At 33.7% G+C, this 16,549-nt stretch carries 11 protein-coding genes and 3 tRNA genes; 5 read left to right on the forward strand and 9 right to left on the reverse strand.

Annotated elements, in window-relative coordinates:
* Positions 1–61: 61 nt before the first annotated feature.
* Positions 62–1,081: an N-acetylmuramoyl-L-alanine amidase gene (locus tag EIY84_RS02315; RefSeq protein WP_124640106.1), complete on the reverse strand. Its 1,020-nt coding sequence runs from the start codon at positions 1,079–1,081 to the stop codon at positions 62–64.
* Positions 1,082–1,216: 135 nt separating this feature from the next.
* Between EIY84_RS02315 and EIY84_RS02320 the strand changes: the two genes are divergently transcribed.
* The 3 genes from EIY84_RS02320 (at position 1,217) to EIY84_RS02330 (ending at position 1,500) form a co-directional block, all read left to right on the forward strand.
* A tRNA-Ser gene (locus EIY84_RS02320) sits at positions 1,217–1,301 on the forward strand.
* A gap of 15 nt (positions 1,302–1,316) precedes the next feature.
* Positions 1,317–1,391: transfer RNA gene (locus EIY84_RS02325), tRNA-Pro, on the forward strand.
* 35 nt (positions 1,392–1,426) lie between these two features.
* Positions 1,427–1,500, forward strand: a tRNA-Arg gene (locus tag EIY84_RS02330).
* Positions 1,501–1,830: 330 nt separating this feature from the next.
* Here EIY84_RS02330 and EIY84_RS02335 read toward each other — a convergent pair.
* On the reverse strand, positions 1,831–2,397 hold the full coding sequence (locus EIY84_RS02335; protein ID WP_124640108.1) for an N-acetylmuramidase family protein: 567 nt from the start codon (positions 2,395–2,397) through the stop codon (positions 1,831–1,833).
* A 238-nt stretch (positions 2,398–2,635) separates the two neighbouring features.
* Between EIY84_RS02335 and EIY84_RS02340 the strand changes: the two genes are divergently transcribed.
* Together EIY84_RS02340 and EIY84_RS02345 are read left to right on the forward strand one after the other, a co-directional pair.
* A complete protein-coding gene (locus EIY84_RS02340) occupies positions 2,636–3,172 on the forward strand; it encodes a DUF2975 domain-containing protein (protein ID WP_124640110.1) in 537 nt (178 codons plus the stop codon).
* 3 nt (positions 3,173–3,175) lie between these two features.
* Positions 3,176–3,403, forward strand: a complete 228-nt coding sequence (locus EIY84_RS02345; protein WP_124640112.1) for a helix-turn-helix domain-containing protein — start codon at positions 3,176–3,178, stop codon at positions 3,401–3,403.
* A 257-nt stretch (positions 3,404–3,660) separates the two neighbouring features.
* On the opposite strand, the gene EIY84_RS02350 is transcribed toward EIY84_RS02345, so the two are convergent.
* The 7 genes from EIY84_RS02350 to EIY84_RS02380 all read right to left on the reverse strand — a co-directional run bounded on the left by EIY84_RS02350 (position 3,661) and on the right by EIY84_RS02380 (position 16,547).
* Positions 3,661–4,914, reverse strand: a complete 1,254-nt coding sequence (locus tag EIY84_RS02350) for a type II toxin-antitoxin system HipA family toxin (protein ID WP_124640113.1) — start codon at positions 4,912–4,914, stop codon at positions 3,661–3,663.
* A 1-nt stretch (position 4,915) separates the two neighbouring features.
* The gene (locus tag EIY84_RS02355) at positions 4,916–5,197 is read right to left on the reverse strand and encodes a helix-turn-helix domain-containing protein (protein ID WP_124640115.1); all 282 of its coding nucleotides are present in this window, start codon (positions 5,195–5,197) and stop codon (positions 4,916–4,918) included.
* Between the two features lie 191 nt (positions 5,198–5,388).
* The gene (locus tag EIY84_RS02360) at positions 5,389–8,412 is read right to left on the reverse strand and encodes a type I restriction endonuclease subunit R (protein ID WP_124640117.1); all 3,024 of its coding nucleotides are present in this window, start codon (positions 8,410–8,412) and stop codon (positions 5,389–5,391) included.
* Positions 8,402–10,222: a DUF262 domain-containing protein gene (locus EIY84_RS02365; protein WP_124640119.1), complete on the reverse strand. Its 1,821-nt coding sequence runs from the start codon at positions 10,220–10,222 to the stop codon at positions 8,402–8,404. The genes EIY84_RS02360 and EIY84_RS02365 overlap by 11 nt, the downstream gene beginning before the upstream one ends.
* 77 nt (positions 10,223–10,299) lie before the next feature.
* Positions 10,300–13,380 (reverse strand): sacsin N-terminal ATP-binding-like domain-containing protein, encoded by a 3,081-nt coding sequence (locus EIY84_RS02370; protein WP_124640121.1) that lies wholly within the window; start codon positions 13,378–13,380, stop codon positions 10,300–10,302.
* Between the two features lie 97 nt (positions 13,381–13,477).
* Complete coding sequence (locus EIY84_RS02375) at positions 13,478–15,232, reverse strand: ATP-binding protein (RefSeq protein WP_124640123.1); 1,755 nt, start codon at positions 15,230–15,232, stop codon at positions 13,478–13,480.
* 22 nt (positions 15,233–15,254) lie between these two features.
* Positions 15,255–16,547: a restriction endonuclease subunit S gene (locus EIY84_RS02380; protein ID WP_124640125.1), complete on the reverse strand. Its 1,293-nt coding sequence runs from the start codon at positions 16,545–16,547 to the stop codon at positions 15,255–15,257.
* Positions 16,548–16,549 lie beyond the last annotated feature (2 nt).

Here is a 16,549-nt window from a genome sequence, read left to right on the forward strand (position 1 = left end):
TGAACAGTAAAATAAAGACACACCTTGCGAGATGTGTCCTACAAAGATATTTAAAATATGATTATTTTGTCGTATTATATTTCTGAATTAATGCTTGCAGTATGGACCAAGTTTCTGCATCTACCACCCCATCGTATTTGGCTGGTCTGAAATGGTACTGGAAAGCCTCAACCACTTTAACATTGTTTTTATCCCAAGATCCGCTTGGTACAATATCGTAACCGAATTGCTGCAATGCGGTTTGCACTTTGAAAATAAAAGGACTTTGTCCTGACTGCGTTACAAATTCTTCTGGGTTGATCTGGCTCAAAATGCTTTTCATGGTCGCATCGTCGTACCACATTCCTACTTGATAGTCATCGTAAAGTTTTTTCCAAGGGAACAAAGGTCCTGGATCTTGCTTTCGGGTAGGTGCAATATCCGAATGTCCCAAGATGTTGGTTGGTGCCATCATGTAACGATCTGCAATATCTTTAACCAAGGTGGCCACTTTCTTAATTTGTGCATCGCTGTATCCTACAAAAACTTTTTTCCCGGAAGCATCGGTTTTAAAACCAGGATTCACAATTTCGATCCCAATGGAAGAGTCGTTCAGGTTATAGTCTCCTTTCCAACGACTCACCCCGGCATGGTATGCTCTTTTATTTTCATCCACCAATTGATAGATTTCGTCATTGTTGGTATCGTTCACTAAGTAATGAGAGCTTACGGCTTGTTGAGAAAGAACACGAACGGACTTCTCTTCGTCCAAAGCCGTGTAGTGTAAAATTATATAGCGCTGTCTGAAATTTTGTCCTAAAGCCGGAAAATAATTTTTGGTCACTTTATAACCTTTTGGCTTTGCCGAAACCAAAGATCCGTAACTGGTCGTACTGTTATTTTTACTGGCATCGGCAATATTCTCTTTATAAAACTCTACATCACCCTGATGTTGAATGCTGGGTTTTGGATTTGGATTTTCAGTTTTTTGAGGAGTCGTGGACTTTAATTTTGACTTCGCATCATAAGTGTAATAAATTTTTTGTGTGGTACAGGAAAACACGACAGTTGCTAATCCTATGAAATATAATGTCTTACGCATTTATGAATTTTTTAACAGTTATTAATTACCAAAAATACGAAAAAAAATATGGAAATAAATTTGGCGAATAAGGAAAAGTGTTCTATATTTGCACTCGCAATTACGGAACAGATGATCATTAAAAAATTGCAATAAGGAGGGTTGCCGGAGTGGTTAACGGAGCAGTTTGCTAAACTGTCGACGCGCAAGTGTCGCATGAGTTCGAATCTCATACCCTCCGCATCAAAAAAAAATACGGGGCGTAGCGTAGTCCGGTCATCGCGCCTGGTTTGGGACCAGGAGGTCGCAGGTTCGAATCCTGCCGCCCCGACAAAAAGTTATCGTACTTTTAAAAAAAACGAAAACGGGTGCGTAGCTCAGCTGGATAGAGCATCTGCCTTCTAAGCAGACGGTCACAGGTTCGAATCCTGTCGCGCTCACGAAAACTTCTCAGAAATGAGAAGTTTTTTTTGTTTTAAAACACAACTCCGATGGAGAATGCATCCTTATTTCACATTTTTACACAACCTTAAATTAAGTGCTTGTTTAAAATTTTACCTGAATAAAAATTCGGATATTTATAATCTTTCTTATCTTTCTTATCTTTCTTATCTTTTTTATCTTTCTAATCTGCCTTTTTGTATTCTCTTTAGTGTATTTTGCATTTTAAATTTTTGTTTCAGCCCGCTAAAACTTCGATTTTAAAACCCAAAACCCATCTAAATATCTATACAAAAAAATCTAGATATAAAATTTAAACAGTCTCTAAGCTATTCCAAGTTTTTAAATTTAGTATACGCTTTTTGCAATTTACTATCATAAAGGTTTTTGGAATAAGCAGGACCGTTGTATCTCCTGGCAAACTCTTTCCAGTTTTTCGCTCTCAATTCATCATCGATAAAAGTGTTGATGATGTAGTGAACAAATGCATCCAAATGAGCCGCCTCGGAAGTGTACATCGCAGTAATGAATTGTTGTAAACTGTTGTACCCTGCCAATGTGAAATTGAATCCCATTATCTGAAATTTTCCCCATGAAGCAGACATCAGAGCTGCATTTCTATCCAGCGCTACAGCTGCTTGCAGTCGCTTGTGCTGCCGAGAGATCGCTCCGTATCCTCCAGGGTCTCGATTGGAAACATCGGGATTTGTGCTATCGTACAAATGACGGGTGAGTCTTGAAAAAACATGCCTTTCAAACAAAATAATAGGCTCATCTGTAGAAAGAAATCCATCGGATTTCGATTCGACTTCAGCAACAGCTTTTATTGCGGCAACTTCACAATTTAACGAAATAGCTGCGTTCTTGAAGTCTTTTTCCGTAAGTTTTGGTTTTATTGTGCTTTAGTTTTGTTCGTATAAATTTAGAAAATATAGAAGGAATTAAAAAAGGTAAAACCCTAAAATTCAATCGTTAATGAAATATTTTGATGAATAAGAATAAAAGACGAATGAAAATAAGTTTTAGTTTTCATGTTATAATTAGACCACAGATTAAATGTTAAACGCTGTTTATTTATTGTTATTCAATAAATATTTATTAATTTTGTTTAATATATTTGAAAACACTTGATTTATGGAAACTAAAGATAACATGATTTACACGGGACTTTTAGTCGTGGTTTGGATCATTTTTGTTGGGCTTTGCATCAATGCCGGTGGTTTGGTGGTGAATTTTATCTTCAGCCTAATACGGCCGGATTTGTTGGGGAATCTGTATGAAAAATTAGATCTGACCGCTCTGTATCAGCAAAATACAGCCTGGTTTTTTGGGATGTACAGCTTTGTACTGTGCATTGCCATTCTCAAGGTACATCTCTTTTACATCTTGGTTCGGCTGATGCACAAAATCGATCTATCAAAACCATTTAACACCTTCGTGTCCAATCAAATTTCAGCAATTAGTTACTACATTTTCTCGATTGGGATCATCAGTTTTATTGGGCAGCAAATTTTAAAAAGTGGAATGCGACAAGGGTACAACCTCAAGGATTTGAGAGCTTTTTGGGTAGATGCAGAGGCGTTCATCCTTTTGTCTGCCGTAGTCTATGTCATCGCCTTGATTTTTAAAAAAGGAGTGGAAATACAGAATGAAAACGATTTAACCGTATAGATTATGCCGATAGTTGTAAATGTAGATGTCATGATGGCAAAAAGAAAAATGTCTCTGAATGAACTTTCAGAAAAGGTAGAACTGACCCTTTCTAACCTTTCAATTTTGAAAACCGGCAAAGCCAAAGCCATTCGCTTTAGTACCTTAGAAGCCATCTGCAAGGCGTTGGATTGTCAGCCTGGAGACATCTTAGAATATATTCCGGAAGAAAAAAATAAAAAACCGCTGTGAACATTACATTTACAGCGGTTCTATTTCATTCATGGTTTTCAGTTCAAGTGAAACCATGAGTCGTAAATTCTATTTCACTTCTTCAAAAATAACGATATATGAATATCAGTTAGTTATGGTTTTATGGTACAAATACGGCACAAAAATAGGATTATAACTTGATAATAAAATGCCGTTATTGGCAAACAGATCATAGATTTTATGTTTTAAATAATCGTTTTTGCCAATGAGAATAAAAGAAATATGGAGTTTCTAACTTAAATAAATCTGAAAGCAGCCTGCATCAACTCTTGTTCCGCTCGTGAAATGCCAATTTGATGAGCGATTTCTTTCCATTGTTTTACGGAAGTAAAAACTTCGCCCAATATATTGTTCATTTCAGAATGATTTAATCTAAAAAAGTCGCCTACATTTTTCGCTAATTCAAAATCTAACGCATTGTTATCCATATCAATATTTAAAGCCAAACCCTCTTTATCAATGGACGGATTTAAATCATAAGCCGGAGATAATACCCAACCTTCATCAGTTAAAATAAATCCGTGGTTGCGAAGATGGTCGTCCGTATTGGAAACAGCAATATTAAAAACAATTCTTCGCCACAACTGGTGCAGATTTTCATTGACCTTACAACCATAATTTTGAACAAATTCTACTATATCCAAATAACTTGCGGGCTGATTTTTAATCGTGTCTTCATTATTTCCAGTCATTGTCATTGCCGATGAAAAATGAATTCTTTCTTTGCCAATTCTATCAAAGCGTCTGGTAAAAAAGGTGTGATAAGTTCCACTTACTTTCTCCATTTTACATTCTGCCATTTCGATTCCTGCTTTTATCGCTAATTGATAAGTTAAATATTCCCAAGCGGCTTTATCAATGGTATCGTTTTTAGAAGGGAATTTTGCAATCCAAAGTTGATTCTTGTCATCTAAAACATTGGCTTTGGGTCTTGCCCCACCTAAAGAAGAACCCGGTGCGATGAGCACTTTTAACCATTTATTTATGGCTTCGTTATCGGTATCATTTTCGTAATGAACAACCGCTTGTTGCAATTCTCGAACCGTTGACCAAGGCGGAGTTGATTTTTCGGAATCATTATCCAAAAAATCTCCATCAGGATTCAATTTAAACCGAAATGCTCCCATTCTGGTTTCGTCAAAAACGCCCAATAAATAGTCAATATCATACAGTGTTTTAGGAATTTCGCCTTTCTCTTTGGCTAACTGAATTTCTCGTCTTTTCATTAGAGTTCGTCCCCAGGTATCGGGCATACTGTCTAAGAAAATACCGAAATTCTCTTTATTATTTGGAAATTGTTGTCCTGAATAAAATTGAATATCCGGATCAATCAATCTTTGAACATTAGATTTTAACCAATTTTTGTCATATTCAAAACTAAAAGCCTTTCGTCCTTTTGCTTGATGTGCAGACAAAATACCCAACAACACAGGTTCGGCTAATCCAATCCAGTGTGCATAAACAAAGATATCTGTTTTATTTGCTGCCATTTTATAATAGATCTAAATCTTGTAGTTTCCTGCCCAATTCATCATCAGCCGCCAATTTCAAAAAATCGTTTTGCAAGCCCAACACACGCAATACATTAAAGTAAGCACCCATTGCCACGCTACTATCCCCTTTTTCTACCAAATACAATGTAGAACGAGCAATACCAGCACGCTCGGCTACCTGTATTGCCGTTAGCTTTCTACGCTTTCGGGCTAATTTTATGTTCTCACCCAATTGCTCTAAAAGAGCGGTGTATTTGGGCAAAATAATTTGCTTTTTCACTATATATGATTGTTATTTCATACAAAAGTAAACAAAATGATTGAAATAACGAACTATTTATCATTAGTGTTTCAGCATTGTGAAAAAAATGAAAAGGCTACATAGGCTTATATAGTATTGAAAGTTTTATTGACTATAAGCATGAATTTATAGTTTGGGAAATATTAAGTCATCAATTTTCGAGTTTATAACTAAAGATTGATTATTCTCTTCATCGTATTATAAAACGCCTGATAAAACGATGAATCTTGAGCATAGAGTTTATAGAGTTCCAATTCTTGTTTTCGCTGATTTGCCATCACTTCATCTAATATTTTTTTTAATGCTAATTCCTGAGTTTGTCCATCGGTGTTTTGTGCCACTTTGGTTTTAAAATCGGGATGTGCCTGAACAGATTTACTTAAAGAGAGAAACTTAACCCTTTGGTCTTCGGGAGTAGCTTCCCAACCTTGAAACCATCGCTCATTGAAACCATTAATAATCGCTTCTAATTCGTCTTTTTCTTCTCCTCCATGTGCTCCTCTGGCATTTGGGTTTTGGGGATTCAATTCTGTTTCCTCTTCACTTAATGTGATGGAAACATTTAATTTCGTTCTTTCTAAACCATAAGTTGATAAATCTACTGATTCTAATAATTTATCAAGTAAATCTGATTGTGCGTCTTTCACTATCATTTTAGGAATAAGAAACTTTAAAAACCAAAATAGTTTTTCCCAAGCCAGTATTTCATAAGGTAAAATTGCGGCTACTTGCCCATAAATTTTCACAAATTGTTTCGCCTTAATTTTATAATCGGCTTTTTGTTTGTCATCTAAATCCAACTCAACTACAAAACGCTTTGCAGCGATATCAACGATAGGACTTAAAAGCTGCGCATCTGCTCCTTTAAAATATTTTTCGTTAAAATCATCTACTTCTGCTTGTTCATAAATCCCGGAATCGTCCAAACTGTCTTTCAGTTCATGCAGCACATTAATATCGGTGGCACCGCTCAGACTGGTGGCGGTATAAAATGGATCAAAAGACTGTTGAATATCGTCCACAGAATTAAAGAAGTCTAATACAAACAAATCTTCTGTTTTCTTATTCAGTTTGTTGGCAGAGCGATTCAGTCTAGACAAAGTTTGTACTGCCAGTACACCTTGCAATTTTTTATCGACATACATTGCCGAAAGTTTAGGCTGGTCAAATCCGGTCAAGTATTTATTCGCCACAACCAACATTCTGTATTCGTCTTCGTCAAATTTATCTTTGGTTTCAGTTTCCGAAAAACCATTCATTTGGGCTTCTGTATATTTAATTCCATCCATTTCTTTTTCACCCGAAAAGGCAATCACAATTTTAAACGGATTTCCTCTTTTATGCAACAACTGATTCAAAGCTTGATAATACCGAATGGCAGATTCTATGCTTTGGGTTACCACCATGGACTTGGCTTTGCCGTTGAGTTTTTTCTGATTGACAACCGCACTGGTAAAATGGTCTAACATAATTTCGGCTTTGGTACCGATGGTTTGCTGATGTTTTTCAACATAAGCTTTCAGTTTTTTCTGTGCTTTGGAGGTATCAAACAAAGGGTTTTCTTCTATTGATTTTTCCAGCTCATAATAACTTTTATACGTGGTATAATTTGCCAATACATCCAATATAAAACCTTCCTCAATAGCTTGTTTCATCGAATACAGATGAAATGGCTTGAAAGAACCATCTTCTTGTTTTTCGCCAAATTTCTCTAAAGTGGAGTTTTTGGGAGTAGCCGTAAAAGCAAAATAAGAAGCATTTTGGGTCATCTTCCTCGCTTGCATCGCTTGGAGCATCATATCCTGATAATCTTCACTGTCTGCCTCGTCACCTTTGTTACCAAGGGCTTCATTCAATTTGTCGGCAGAGCTGCCCGACTGCGAGCTGTGCGCTTCGTCAATAATCACTGCAAATTGCTTGTTGCTCATATCGGCAATGCCATCAAGGATGAACGGAAATTTCTGAATGGTGGTAATAATGATTCTTTTACCGTTTTCTAAAGCAGATTTTAAGTCGGAAGATTTATAAGCTGGAGCTACGATGTTTTTTACTTCTGAAAATTCTTTGATATTGTCCCGCAATTGTTTGTCCAATAACCTTCTATCCGTTACCACGATAACCGAATCAAACAGGGGTTGGTTTGTCGTTTTATTGCCAGCGACCGATTCATTTTCGGGATAAGCTTCTATCAATTGATAGGCCAACCAAGTGATAGAGTTGGACTTGCCCGAACCGGCACTGTGCTGAATGAGATAGGTTTTTCCTGCTCCGTTTTGTGCTGTGTCTTTCAGCAATCTGCGAACTACCTCCAACTGATGATAACGAGGAAAAAACAAAGTTTTCTTGCTCAAAGCATCATTTTCTCCTCCATCAAAACGAACAAAATGTTGAATGATATTGGCAAGACTTTCTTTCTTCAAAATATCCTGCCAGAAATAGGCGGTTTTATGTCCAAATGGATTGGGTGGATTTCCTTTGCCATGATTAAAACCAAGGTTAAAAGGCAAGAAGAAGGTCTTTGCACCATCTAATTTGGTGGTCATATAAATTTCGTCTGTATCTATGGCAAAATGGACAATACACCTTCCAAAATTCAACAAAGACTGGGTAATGTCTCGTTTAAATTTATACTGGTTTATGCCATGAACTTTTGCATTCTGACCTGTCCATTGATTCTTCAATTCGATAGTGGAAATAGGAATTCCATTGATGAAAATTACCATATCGATCTCTTCCAAAGGATTAGAAACTGAATACCGCAACTGTCTTGTCACACTGAACTGGTTCTTCTCAAAATTATCTTTGATTTGCTGACTGCTGTTTTGCAATGGCGCCACATAAAACAAAGTAAAATGCGCATCATCTACCGCCAAACCTTTGCGCAACAATCTAAGGATACCGTATTTCTTTACTAATTTATCATAGCGGTCGAGTACTTTTATTTTCCAGTCGCTTTGGCGTTTGAGTTTTTCAAGTTCGTCTTTTTGGCTGTTTTCCAGAAAATCCCAGAAGCGGGCTTCATCCAGTGCATATTTAGCATTGTAATCTGATGCCCGACCAATACAATAACCATTACTTGCATAAGCTGCCGCAGGCTCTGCAACAACTCCGTTTTTTATATCTTCGGTCGAAATACCACAGAGAGCTTTTTCTATGGCGGTTTCGAGAGCGAGTTCGTTAGTTTTACTGGTCATTAAGATTTATAGGCTTATTATTAAACTTCCAAGTTTCAAAAACTAAATTTAGTAATTTCTCCTGTCTTTGATTAATAGATTCTTTATCCCATTTTTTAAATTCAAAATCGTAATCACTTTTAAATCTATTCAGAGCAGTGTTTGCACCTATCTGAAATTCATCGTCAAGAAGTTGAGTTGAAATAATTCCAGAATTTTTATACTCATTTTGTTTCTTTTCAAACCAATCGCTACTCAAATCATTGAAATTATTGACTGCTTGATTTATTGTTGACTCAATCAAAGTAACGTTTCCTAAACGATATACGTAATTAGAATAATCGTGTTTACTTTCAAATTCCTCAGTTAAAACATCATTCTTTGGAGTTTGAGGTAATATATGTTCAATTTGTAAATTATACAGATAATCTTTTCCTTTTATCGGAAAATTAGATTTCGATAATATTGTATTCTCAATCATCCCTAATACATATCTTTCTCTGTAAAGTGGACTATAATGATAGTGAGTTAAAGTTGGGAATTTAACTAAAAATTCACCTAACCTTTCTTTGATATAAGGTACCATATTTTTTTCAATAACTTCTGCGACCTCATCAATAGTATTTTTATTTCTGAGTTTTATTGCCCATCTGGTAAATTGATTTTCATTATTTTTTGCTTGAATTCCTAAACTTACACTATAAAAAAAGAAACTTTCTATTTGTTTACCTAAATACTCAATAACATCTGTTGTTGCACCTTCATTAAGTGCCATCAATAGAATTAAATGTTGTCTCGATTTATATTTATTAATAAATCCTATGTTGGTAATATTGGGATATTCTCCTCCGTCTTTTACTAATTCTGTTGCAATAACTAAATCCGAATATCTTTTAGACATTTTTTTTAACTCCTTAGCAAAAATAAGTGGTTGAGTTTCATACTTAGTATCATTTTTACCCCTTTCAGATAAAAACCATTTGTAAATATCATCTTCTCTTAGAATTCCATCATAGTATCTGGACATTAAAAAATATCTAAGAAATCGTAAAGGCGTATTGTCTTCTTTACATTTTTGAAGATTATGGACTATATCTTTCCATATATCTTTTATGTGATTAAAATCCGCAGGTTTAGCTTTACTAAACAAAAGATTTTTCACCAAATCCATTGCATTGAGCCCAGCTCCCCTTTGATTAATTGTTTCGAAAATCTTTAATGCACTACTTAGGTTTTCTGACTCGATTACAACTAATTCTATTTTGGTAAGAAAATATTTTGCATAGTTGGTTATTGCCTCAACGCTATCATTTAAATAAGTTTCTAAATGATTCTTGATTTTGTAATAGGCTTGCTCCATCTTAATAATCGAAGGAGACTTCAAATCATTAAAATCTGTTTTAGAAATTAATGATTCCAAATAACCTTTACTTTCTTCATACTGCAATTCTAATCGCATTTGAGTTTCATCACTATCCATATCAAAATCAGATAGAAGTTCTTCAATATTTTTAAGATATTGCTCTTGCTTTCTGTCTAAATCAACTTCTTGTAATAAATCACGAAAGGCACATAAAGTGAGAATTATTGTAGTAAGTCTCTGTTGCCCATCGATAACATCAAACTTTTCTTTATTGGCTACAATAATTATTGACCCAATGAAGTAACCTTTTTGTTTTGTTACGTCTTCATCGTATTCATTATCTATGTCTATTAGAAACTGTTCTACCTGATCTTCTGGTTTCCAAACATACTCTCTTTGATAATCTGGTACTACAAAGAAATAATCCTTTAATTTTGATATACTTTTAACTTGTGCGTTTATTTCCATACTATTAATTTTCAGTATATTGTGTCTATGTTGTAATTGTTTTTTTTATCAATATTTAAAATTACTTTACTAAATATTTAAGCCTTAATCATAACTTCTTTAAGGTCATCGATAAATTTTTCGAACGACATACCATTTGTTTCAATTCTCTTCTGAGGTATGTGACCTCTATATTCTATTAACTTAGTTTTTTCAGGAATCTTTTCGGATTCTTCATTCTCTTTAATTAATTTTTCAAAATCATCTCCTAAGTCTACGTTTACCTTTACATCATCTGCTAAATCTACAAAAGAAATAGTTTCAATATCTATTTTGTTTTTAGATTTGTAATTAGCAACATTTACAGTTATTACAGCGTAATTTTCTTTATTAAGAGAGCAACATTCTACTTGTCTTTTACTTAAAGCAACTATTCCCTCTATATCCCATCTTGATTTAACTTCAATATAGTAGATAGGTCTACCTGACTTGTATATTATAAAATCTTGCCCATTTTGTTCTTCAACACTTTTTAATTTCTCATCCGATATAGATTCTATGATTTCTATAGTATCTCTCAATGAAGAATTCAATTCACTTTCAATTATATTTTGGATTCTTAATCCAACTTCATTTATGTATATTAAATGATTTGATTTTCTAGCCTCCTCTTTTTGTTTCTCTTTACCTGCACGGATTAAATCACTAAGATTATCAATTTTTGCAAGTTCTCCTAACAAATTAATCTTTTCAGGTTTAACAGAAAGAATACTAAATAAACTTTGTCTTGTACTTTCATCCTGAAATTTATACATTAGAATTTCTTCCTTTACTGCATTTATTTCCCTTAACCAACTCCCCCAAGTATCTTGATTTGAGGAAATTTTTTCAATTAAACTAATTACAGTTTCCAAAATATCTTTATCAACTGGAATAAATTTTCTCTCACTGTTTAGTTTTTGTTCTATTTGGCTTCCTAATTCAGAACCTGACACAAAACTACTGTGCTGAAGAAAGCCTTCAAAGCCTTCAAACACTAAGTCATCACGAATATCTCCTCCTAAAATTTCATCCCATTCATCTTTAAAATCCTCGTCTTTTACATTATCTTTTTTTAAGACAGACTGCGATTTTAAACACAAATTTTGATTTGGAATACACTCCATTTTATGCAAAAGCTCCTCTTTAAGATTTGTGTTAGTATACATTATCCCGATGATTTCTTTTAAATCATCAATAGTAGATTCAATGTCATTTTTGACAATATTTTTGATATATAAATTTGCTAGTAACTTAATCGCTGGTTGATAATTTACTTCAACAGTTGGCGAAGATAATCCCTCAAACATTGTTGAAAAATTATATATCTTATTGTAAAATGAATGTAGGTCAATATTTAATTGCGTATTTCTATTTAATCCAATAAATTTATTTAGAAACTCTGTCAGGTATATATATCTGATTCCCTTTGAAGAGAGAGATACTTTTTCTTTTTCCAGATTATCTAATAACTCGTTACAAAATTTGCTAAAATCTTCTTTAAACTTTTCTCTTGTATAGATGTTTACATTATTAATGAACTCAAAATCTTGATGAATATATTTTTCGCTAACTGATGCATTTATATTATCCATAATATCTATCAGTAAATATTCTTTATTATCCCATTTTACAAGACTTTCAAGCGTTTTGAAATCGCCGTGAATATTAGGAATGAGAGCAACTTTATTAAGTATAGTAATATCTGTACTAATTTGATTTACAAATTCTTTATAAGATTTTTTATCATTTAAAAATGCATAATTTCCTCCTCCTTCATTTGCAATAATTTGGGCGAGATCATTTAATGATAAAATATCGAAATTCTTATTTGCATTTTCATTCCAAGTATTTATGTATTCACTAAGAAAACAATAAGTTTCATAAGGTGGTATTTTACGAAATTGCTTTAATAATTTGTATACTTCTTTTTTTGCATATTCTTCTAACAATAAAATAGACTTGTCAAAGTACTGTAAATCACAAAGAGCATATTTTTCGCTGTCGAATTCAAGACGTTTGAGATTCTTAATATTTTCAATGAATTCAGTTTTCAGTTGTTTCTCAAAAATGGAATCAGAAGCGTTGAATGAAATCTTAGCCATATCTACAATTGATATGTCTTCATCTTCATTAATCCTTTTTAGCGCTAATTTAAATGCTATCTGTAATAAGTTTTCATTTGTCTCAACATCGATTTTCAATTCCTCATTTTCCTTTATTTTGTGTAAATAATCTCTTTCTCTATTGGGTTTAAAATCATTAGCGTGAATAATAAAGTTATAACCTGCTTTGCCAGTTTCCATTAGAGGATAAAACAAAAATTGTTTAGGAATCTCATCGATTAAACGTTCTTTACTTGCCAGCACTACCACAATCTTATTTTCTTTGTCTTTTAGTATTGGTATTTTTATTGGTTGGTCGTTTATCTTAATCGAAACTTCTATATCAGAAGTCTCATCTCTTTCATATTTTAATGAAATATTATCATAAGTAAGATTAACTTGCGAAAGTTTATCATTAAAACAAAATATGTAGGGTAATACTGTTTCAACATATTTAAGCATAGAGTCAATATGTTCTTTACTTTTAGCAGATGCTTTATATTCAAAAGAAGTATAACGTAAGCAAGTTTTTTCTGCTAATTCTATATTATCACAGAGTGTTTCTATTTTATGATCTTGTACAATAAGTTTATCTGTAAGCTCATCTACACTAACAGCATCACGGTCAATCTCAAAATCATTTAACAATCTATAATTAGTATCATCTGTTAATAAAGAGCCATTAACAAAGATTTTTTTTCCATAAATATGAGTACTCAAAAAACCTGTTCCGTACTGACCGAGTTTTTCACTATTGTCTCCGTAAGATTTTCCAACACTATATTGGTTTATTAGTCCTCCAAATTCATCATCTGTAAATGGCCTGCCATTATGCTTAAACAATAGACCTTTATCTGTTTTTGCAATTTCAATAATTCCGTTTTCCACGACAGTGTCTAAAGCATTCTGAAAAAGTTCCCAAATTGCTCTTTTCTCCGCATATTCAGGAACGATTTCCCTTATGCCTGTAAAAATTTTATTTGCTGAAGATTCAAAGAATCCCCTTTTACGTTTATCTCCGTATGATGCACACATTATTTAAAATAAATTTTCTTGGTATTAGTATTAGTTTTTCATTATTATTTCATCTAAGATATATTTGCTTAAAATCTTGTTCACAAAAATGTTTTACTTAGTCACTTTTCAACTCTTTCAGCAACCAATCCAACTGCGTTCTCGCAGTAGAAATCAAGTCTGAATAAGTTATCATCATAACATCATCTCTTTCATTATGCGATGAAATGGCAGGATTAACCTTTCCGCCAATAACTATAATTTGAATATTTTTACTATGAATTACAGAGTTTAAGTCATCTCGATATTTTAAAGCTTGACTCTCTGCATCTCTTCCAATTGTTGCATCAGGTTTCTTAAACTCAATCAGCAAATGTCTTCTCAGAATATCTTCACCTAAAAATAAGTCAGGTCTTTTGTCTGCTCTTTTACCAGTAAATTTTTTATCTAGCATTTCCATTATGGCTACCTTTAAAGTTTTATTAGAAAACATCAGAGTATATTCGTTTCCAAATACCCATAAATTGTTCTCCAAAGCCTTATGTATTGTAGCTTCTAAAGTTTTAGAGTTTTTATTTAATAAATCCAATTCATCCAAGAACTTTAATCTACTTGTAGCTTGACTTGTCATTACTGCCATCTCAACAAAACCAAACTCTGATAATGCATCTGCTATTTTTTCGATATCGCCATCTTTTGAACTTTCTATATTCTGAACAACGTTCCAGTAATAATCTTTTTCCAAAGCATCTACCATCACTGATATGATTACATTTACTTTCTCTTCCGGCTCACCGTAGAACTTTTCAAGAACTTTATGTAGTGACTTTTCAGCAAATTGCCTTTTATATTCAGGCAACTTTTGCAGTTCCCTATTAATCTTTTGCTGATGTCTTTGTTTAGCAAGATGCATATCAGTTTTAAAAACTTCGGTAAAAGAACTGTGTAGTTCTTCTTTTACTTCCTTTTTTATACTGTCATTCAGTTTGCTGTTTTCAATAATTCCTCCCCAATCAGCGGTTACAAAATCTTCCAACTCATCACAAATAATCTCGCCAACAAGCCTTTTCTTCAACTTATCCGGTACCAATTCATCTTCTTTTAAAAAATTTTCCGGTCGTCCAACTATTTTTCCGCCAACCCTATAAATAAGACCAGCATATGGCACAGGCTTGTCTGTAATAGTATAGACGACTTGCGCAGTACTTCCATTTTCTAAAGGCAAATCTTTTGTAATCGTTTTGCCTTGAAAATCTTGCACACCGAGTTTTTCGCCATTTACAAAAATGTTCAGGTCGGAAACTCTACCATAGTCCCAAACCAAAATCTGTTTTAATTTGTCTGGATTGGGATAATTAAAATTCTGATTGAGTCCAATCAAAGTGATAGTTGTACCGTGTTCTTCTTTTGAACAGTCGGATACAGTTATAGGCAGATTTACTTTCTCTAAATCGTATTTTTCTCTTGCCAGCTCATCTTTCGCAATAGATACTGTAGTTTGTTTACCTCCTGCTTTTGTAGTAACATTCATAACAGCCGCAACCATTAATCCTGAAAACTTACCAATCCCTTTTCTACCTTTAACTTTTCTGCCTTTCAATAAAGTTTTTTCACCTTTTCTAGATAGACGACTACTTGCAATCTTAAGATACTCTGTTCGTAATTCTTGTTCTTTCATACCCGTACCATCATCAGTAATAGTGATTACGGCGTCATTTGTAAGAACTTCGGGCAATGTAATCCAGATATTATCGGCATCTGCATCATAAGCATTATCAACTAATTCCTTTGTGGCATCCTCGGTTGATTTGTAAGTTTCACCTAAAAGCTCTGCTAGCTTTGGATCAACTTGGAAATTGGCATTTTTTGACATATTGTTTGCGTTTGGTTTTTTTCTAACTTACCCTCACTTTCCCCATTACCACCTGATCTATCAACACCGTTTTATACTCCTTCAGCTTTTCTATTTCCTGCTCTTTCAGCGTGATGGCTTTGGCGATTTTACTAGAATTAAATTCGATAAATTTCGCTATTTCCTCTTGTTCAGAAATTGGTGGCACAGCAATAGAAACTGTTTTCAAATCATTGATATTAAATCTAAATACTTTTATTCCTGTTGCAAATTTTCGTAGTTCTTTTGAAAACACTTTGGAAGAAAAATACAGAAAGTAGCTGTTTACTTTTTCTTGATTTGGTTTAAGCATTATTTGCTCGCCTCCCAATAGTCCCAATTCATTTCTTCTGTAATAAACTGTGTGACCTAAATCCTCAATTGTTTCAGAAGTAGAAACTATAATTACATCTCCATATTTTACGACTTGACTATTCTTGTAAAATTCGCTATTAACATAAAAGGCAAATTCTTCATTTACTTCATTTACTTTATAAGTTTTTCCATATTGCAATGCAATATATTCTCCTTGGTCCAACAATTCATCCTTACCAAAAGGAGAATTACCTCTAACTAATCGACATAAACTAACCAACTTCCTCACCTCCCAATGCTCCGGGATCTCCCCAATCCAATCCACACCGCTGTCTTTCATCGGTACGTTAGCATCCAAACCTTTGGTTACGGCTTGCTGTATCACGATTTGTCGGCGTTCTTTGAGCAGTTCTATTTCTTTTTGGCGGATGGCAATGGTTTGGTCTATTTTGGCGGTTTTGTCATCGAGAAATTGGGCAATGGCGGTTTGTTCGGGAAGTGGGGGGAAAATCGTTTTAAAAGAAAAGAAACTGTCTTTAGGAATTGTATTTCTTAAACCTCGATATAAAAATTTAAGCCTTTTCTTCTCATCTAAATTGAGATAAAAATAGTAAAGATACTTTTTGTCTGGAGTTGATTTAGTGTCAAAAACAGTATATGCTCCTGTTATCATTCCGTCAAAATCAGACAAACCAACTGTTCTTGGCGTTTCTTCAACATCAAAAAGACAAAAGATAAAATCACCTTTCTTAACTTCTTGATATGTATCAAACTCAGCAGGAAATTTTCCCTCAGGATTTTCCATATCTCTTTTGATTACACCTTTCAATGTAAGAGATAACAAATCATACTCATTTGATCTTTTTCCAACTTGACTTTTTTTCAAATTGAAGATATATTTATTCTTTAGGACATCCCATCCCTCGGGAATTTCCTCAATCCAATCGACGCCGCTGTTTTTATAGGTTTGGTATCTTTTCATCT

The organism is Amniculibacterium aquaticum, assembly GCF_003852705.1.
Classification (GTDB): domain Bacteria; phylum Bacteroidota; class Bacteroidia; order Flavobacteriales; family Weeksellaceae; genus Amniculibacterium; species Amniculibacterium aquaticum.

Bases quoted from the DNA above. Each gene is read 5' to 3' on its own strand.
- EIY84_RS02315 (WP_124640106.1), bottom strand. From the start codon at position 1,081: ATGCGTAAGACATTATATTTCATAGGATTAGCAACTGTCGTGTTTTCC.
- EIY84_RS02350 (WP_124640113.1), bottom strand. From the start codon at position 4,914: ATGGCAGCAAATAAAACAGATATCTTTGTTTATGCACACTGGATTGGA.
- EIY84_RS02365 (WP_124640119.1), bottom strand. From the start codon at position 10,222: ATGGAAATAAACGCACAAGTTAAAAGTATATCAAAATTAAAGGATTAT.
- EIY84_RS02340 (WP_124640110.1), top strand. From the start codon at position 2,636: ATGGAAACTAAAGATAACATGATTTACACGGGACTTTTAGTCGTGGTT.
- EIY84_RS02370 (WP_124640121.1), bottom strand. From the start codon at position 13,380: ATGTGTGCATCATACGGAGATAAACGTAAAAGGGGATTCTTTGAATCT.
- EIY84_RS02360 (WP_124640117.1), bottom strand. From the start codon at position 8,412: ATGACCAGTAAAACTAACGAACTCGCTCTCGAAACCGCCATAGAAAAA.
- EIY84_RS02375 (WP_124640123.1), bottom strand. From the start codon at position 15,232: ATGTCAAAAAATGCCAATTTCCAAGTTGATCCAAAGCTAGCAGAGCTT.
- EIY84_RS02345 (WP_124640112.1), top strand. From the start codon at position 3,176: ATGCCGATAGTTGTAAATGTAGATGTCATGATGGCAAAAAGAAAAATG.
- EIY84_RS02380 (WP_124640125.1), bottom strand. From the start codon at position 16,547: ATGAAAAGATACCAAACCTATAAAAACAGCGGCGTCGATTGGATTGAG.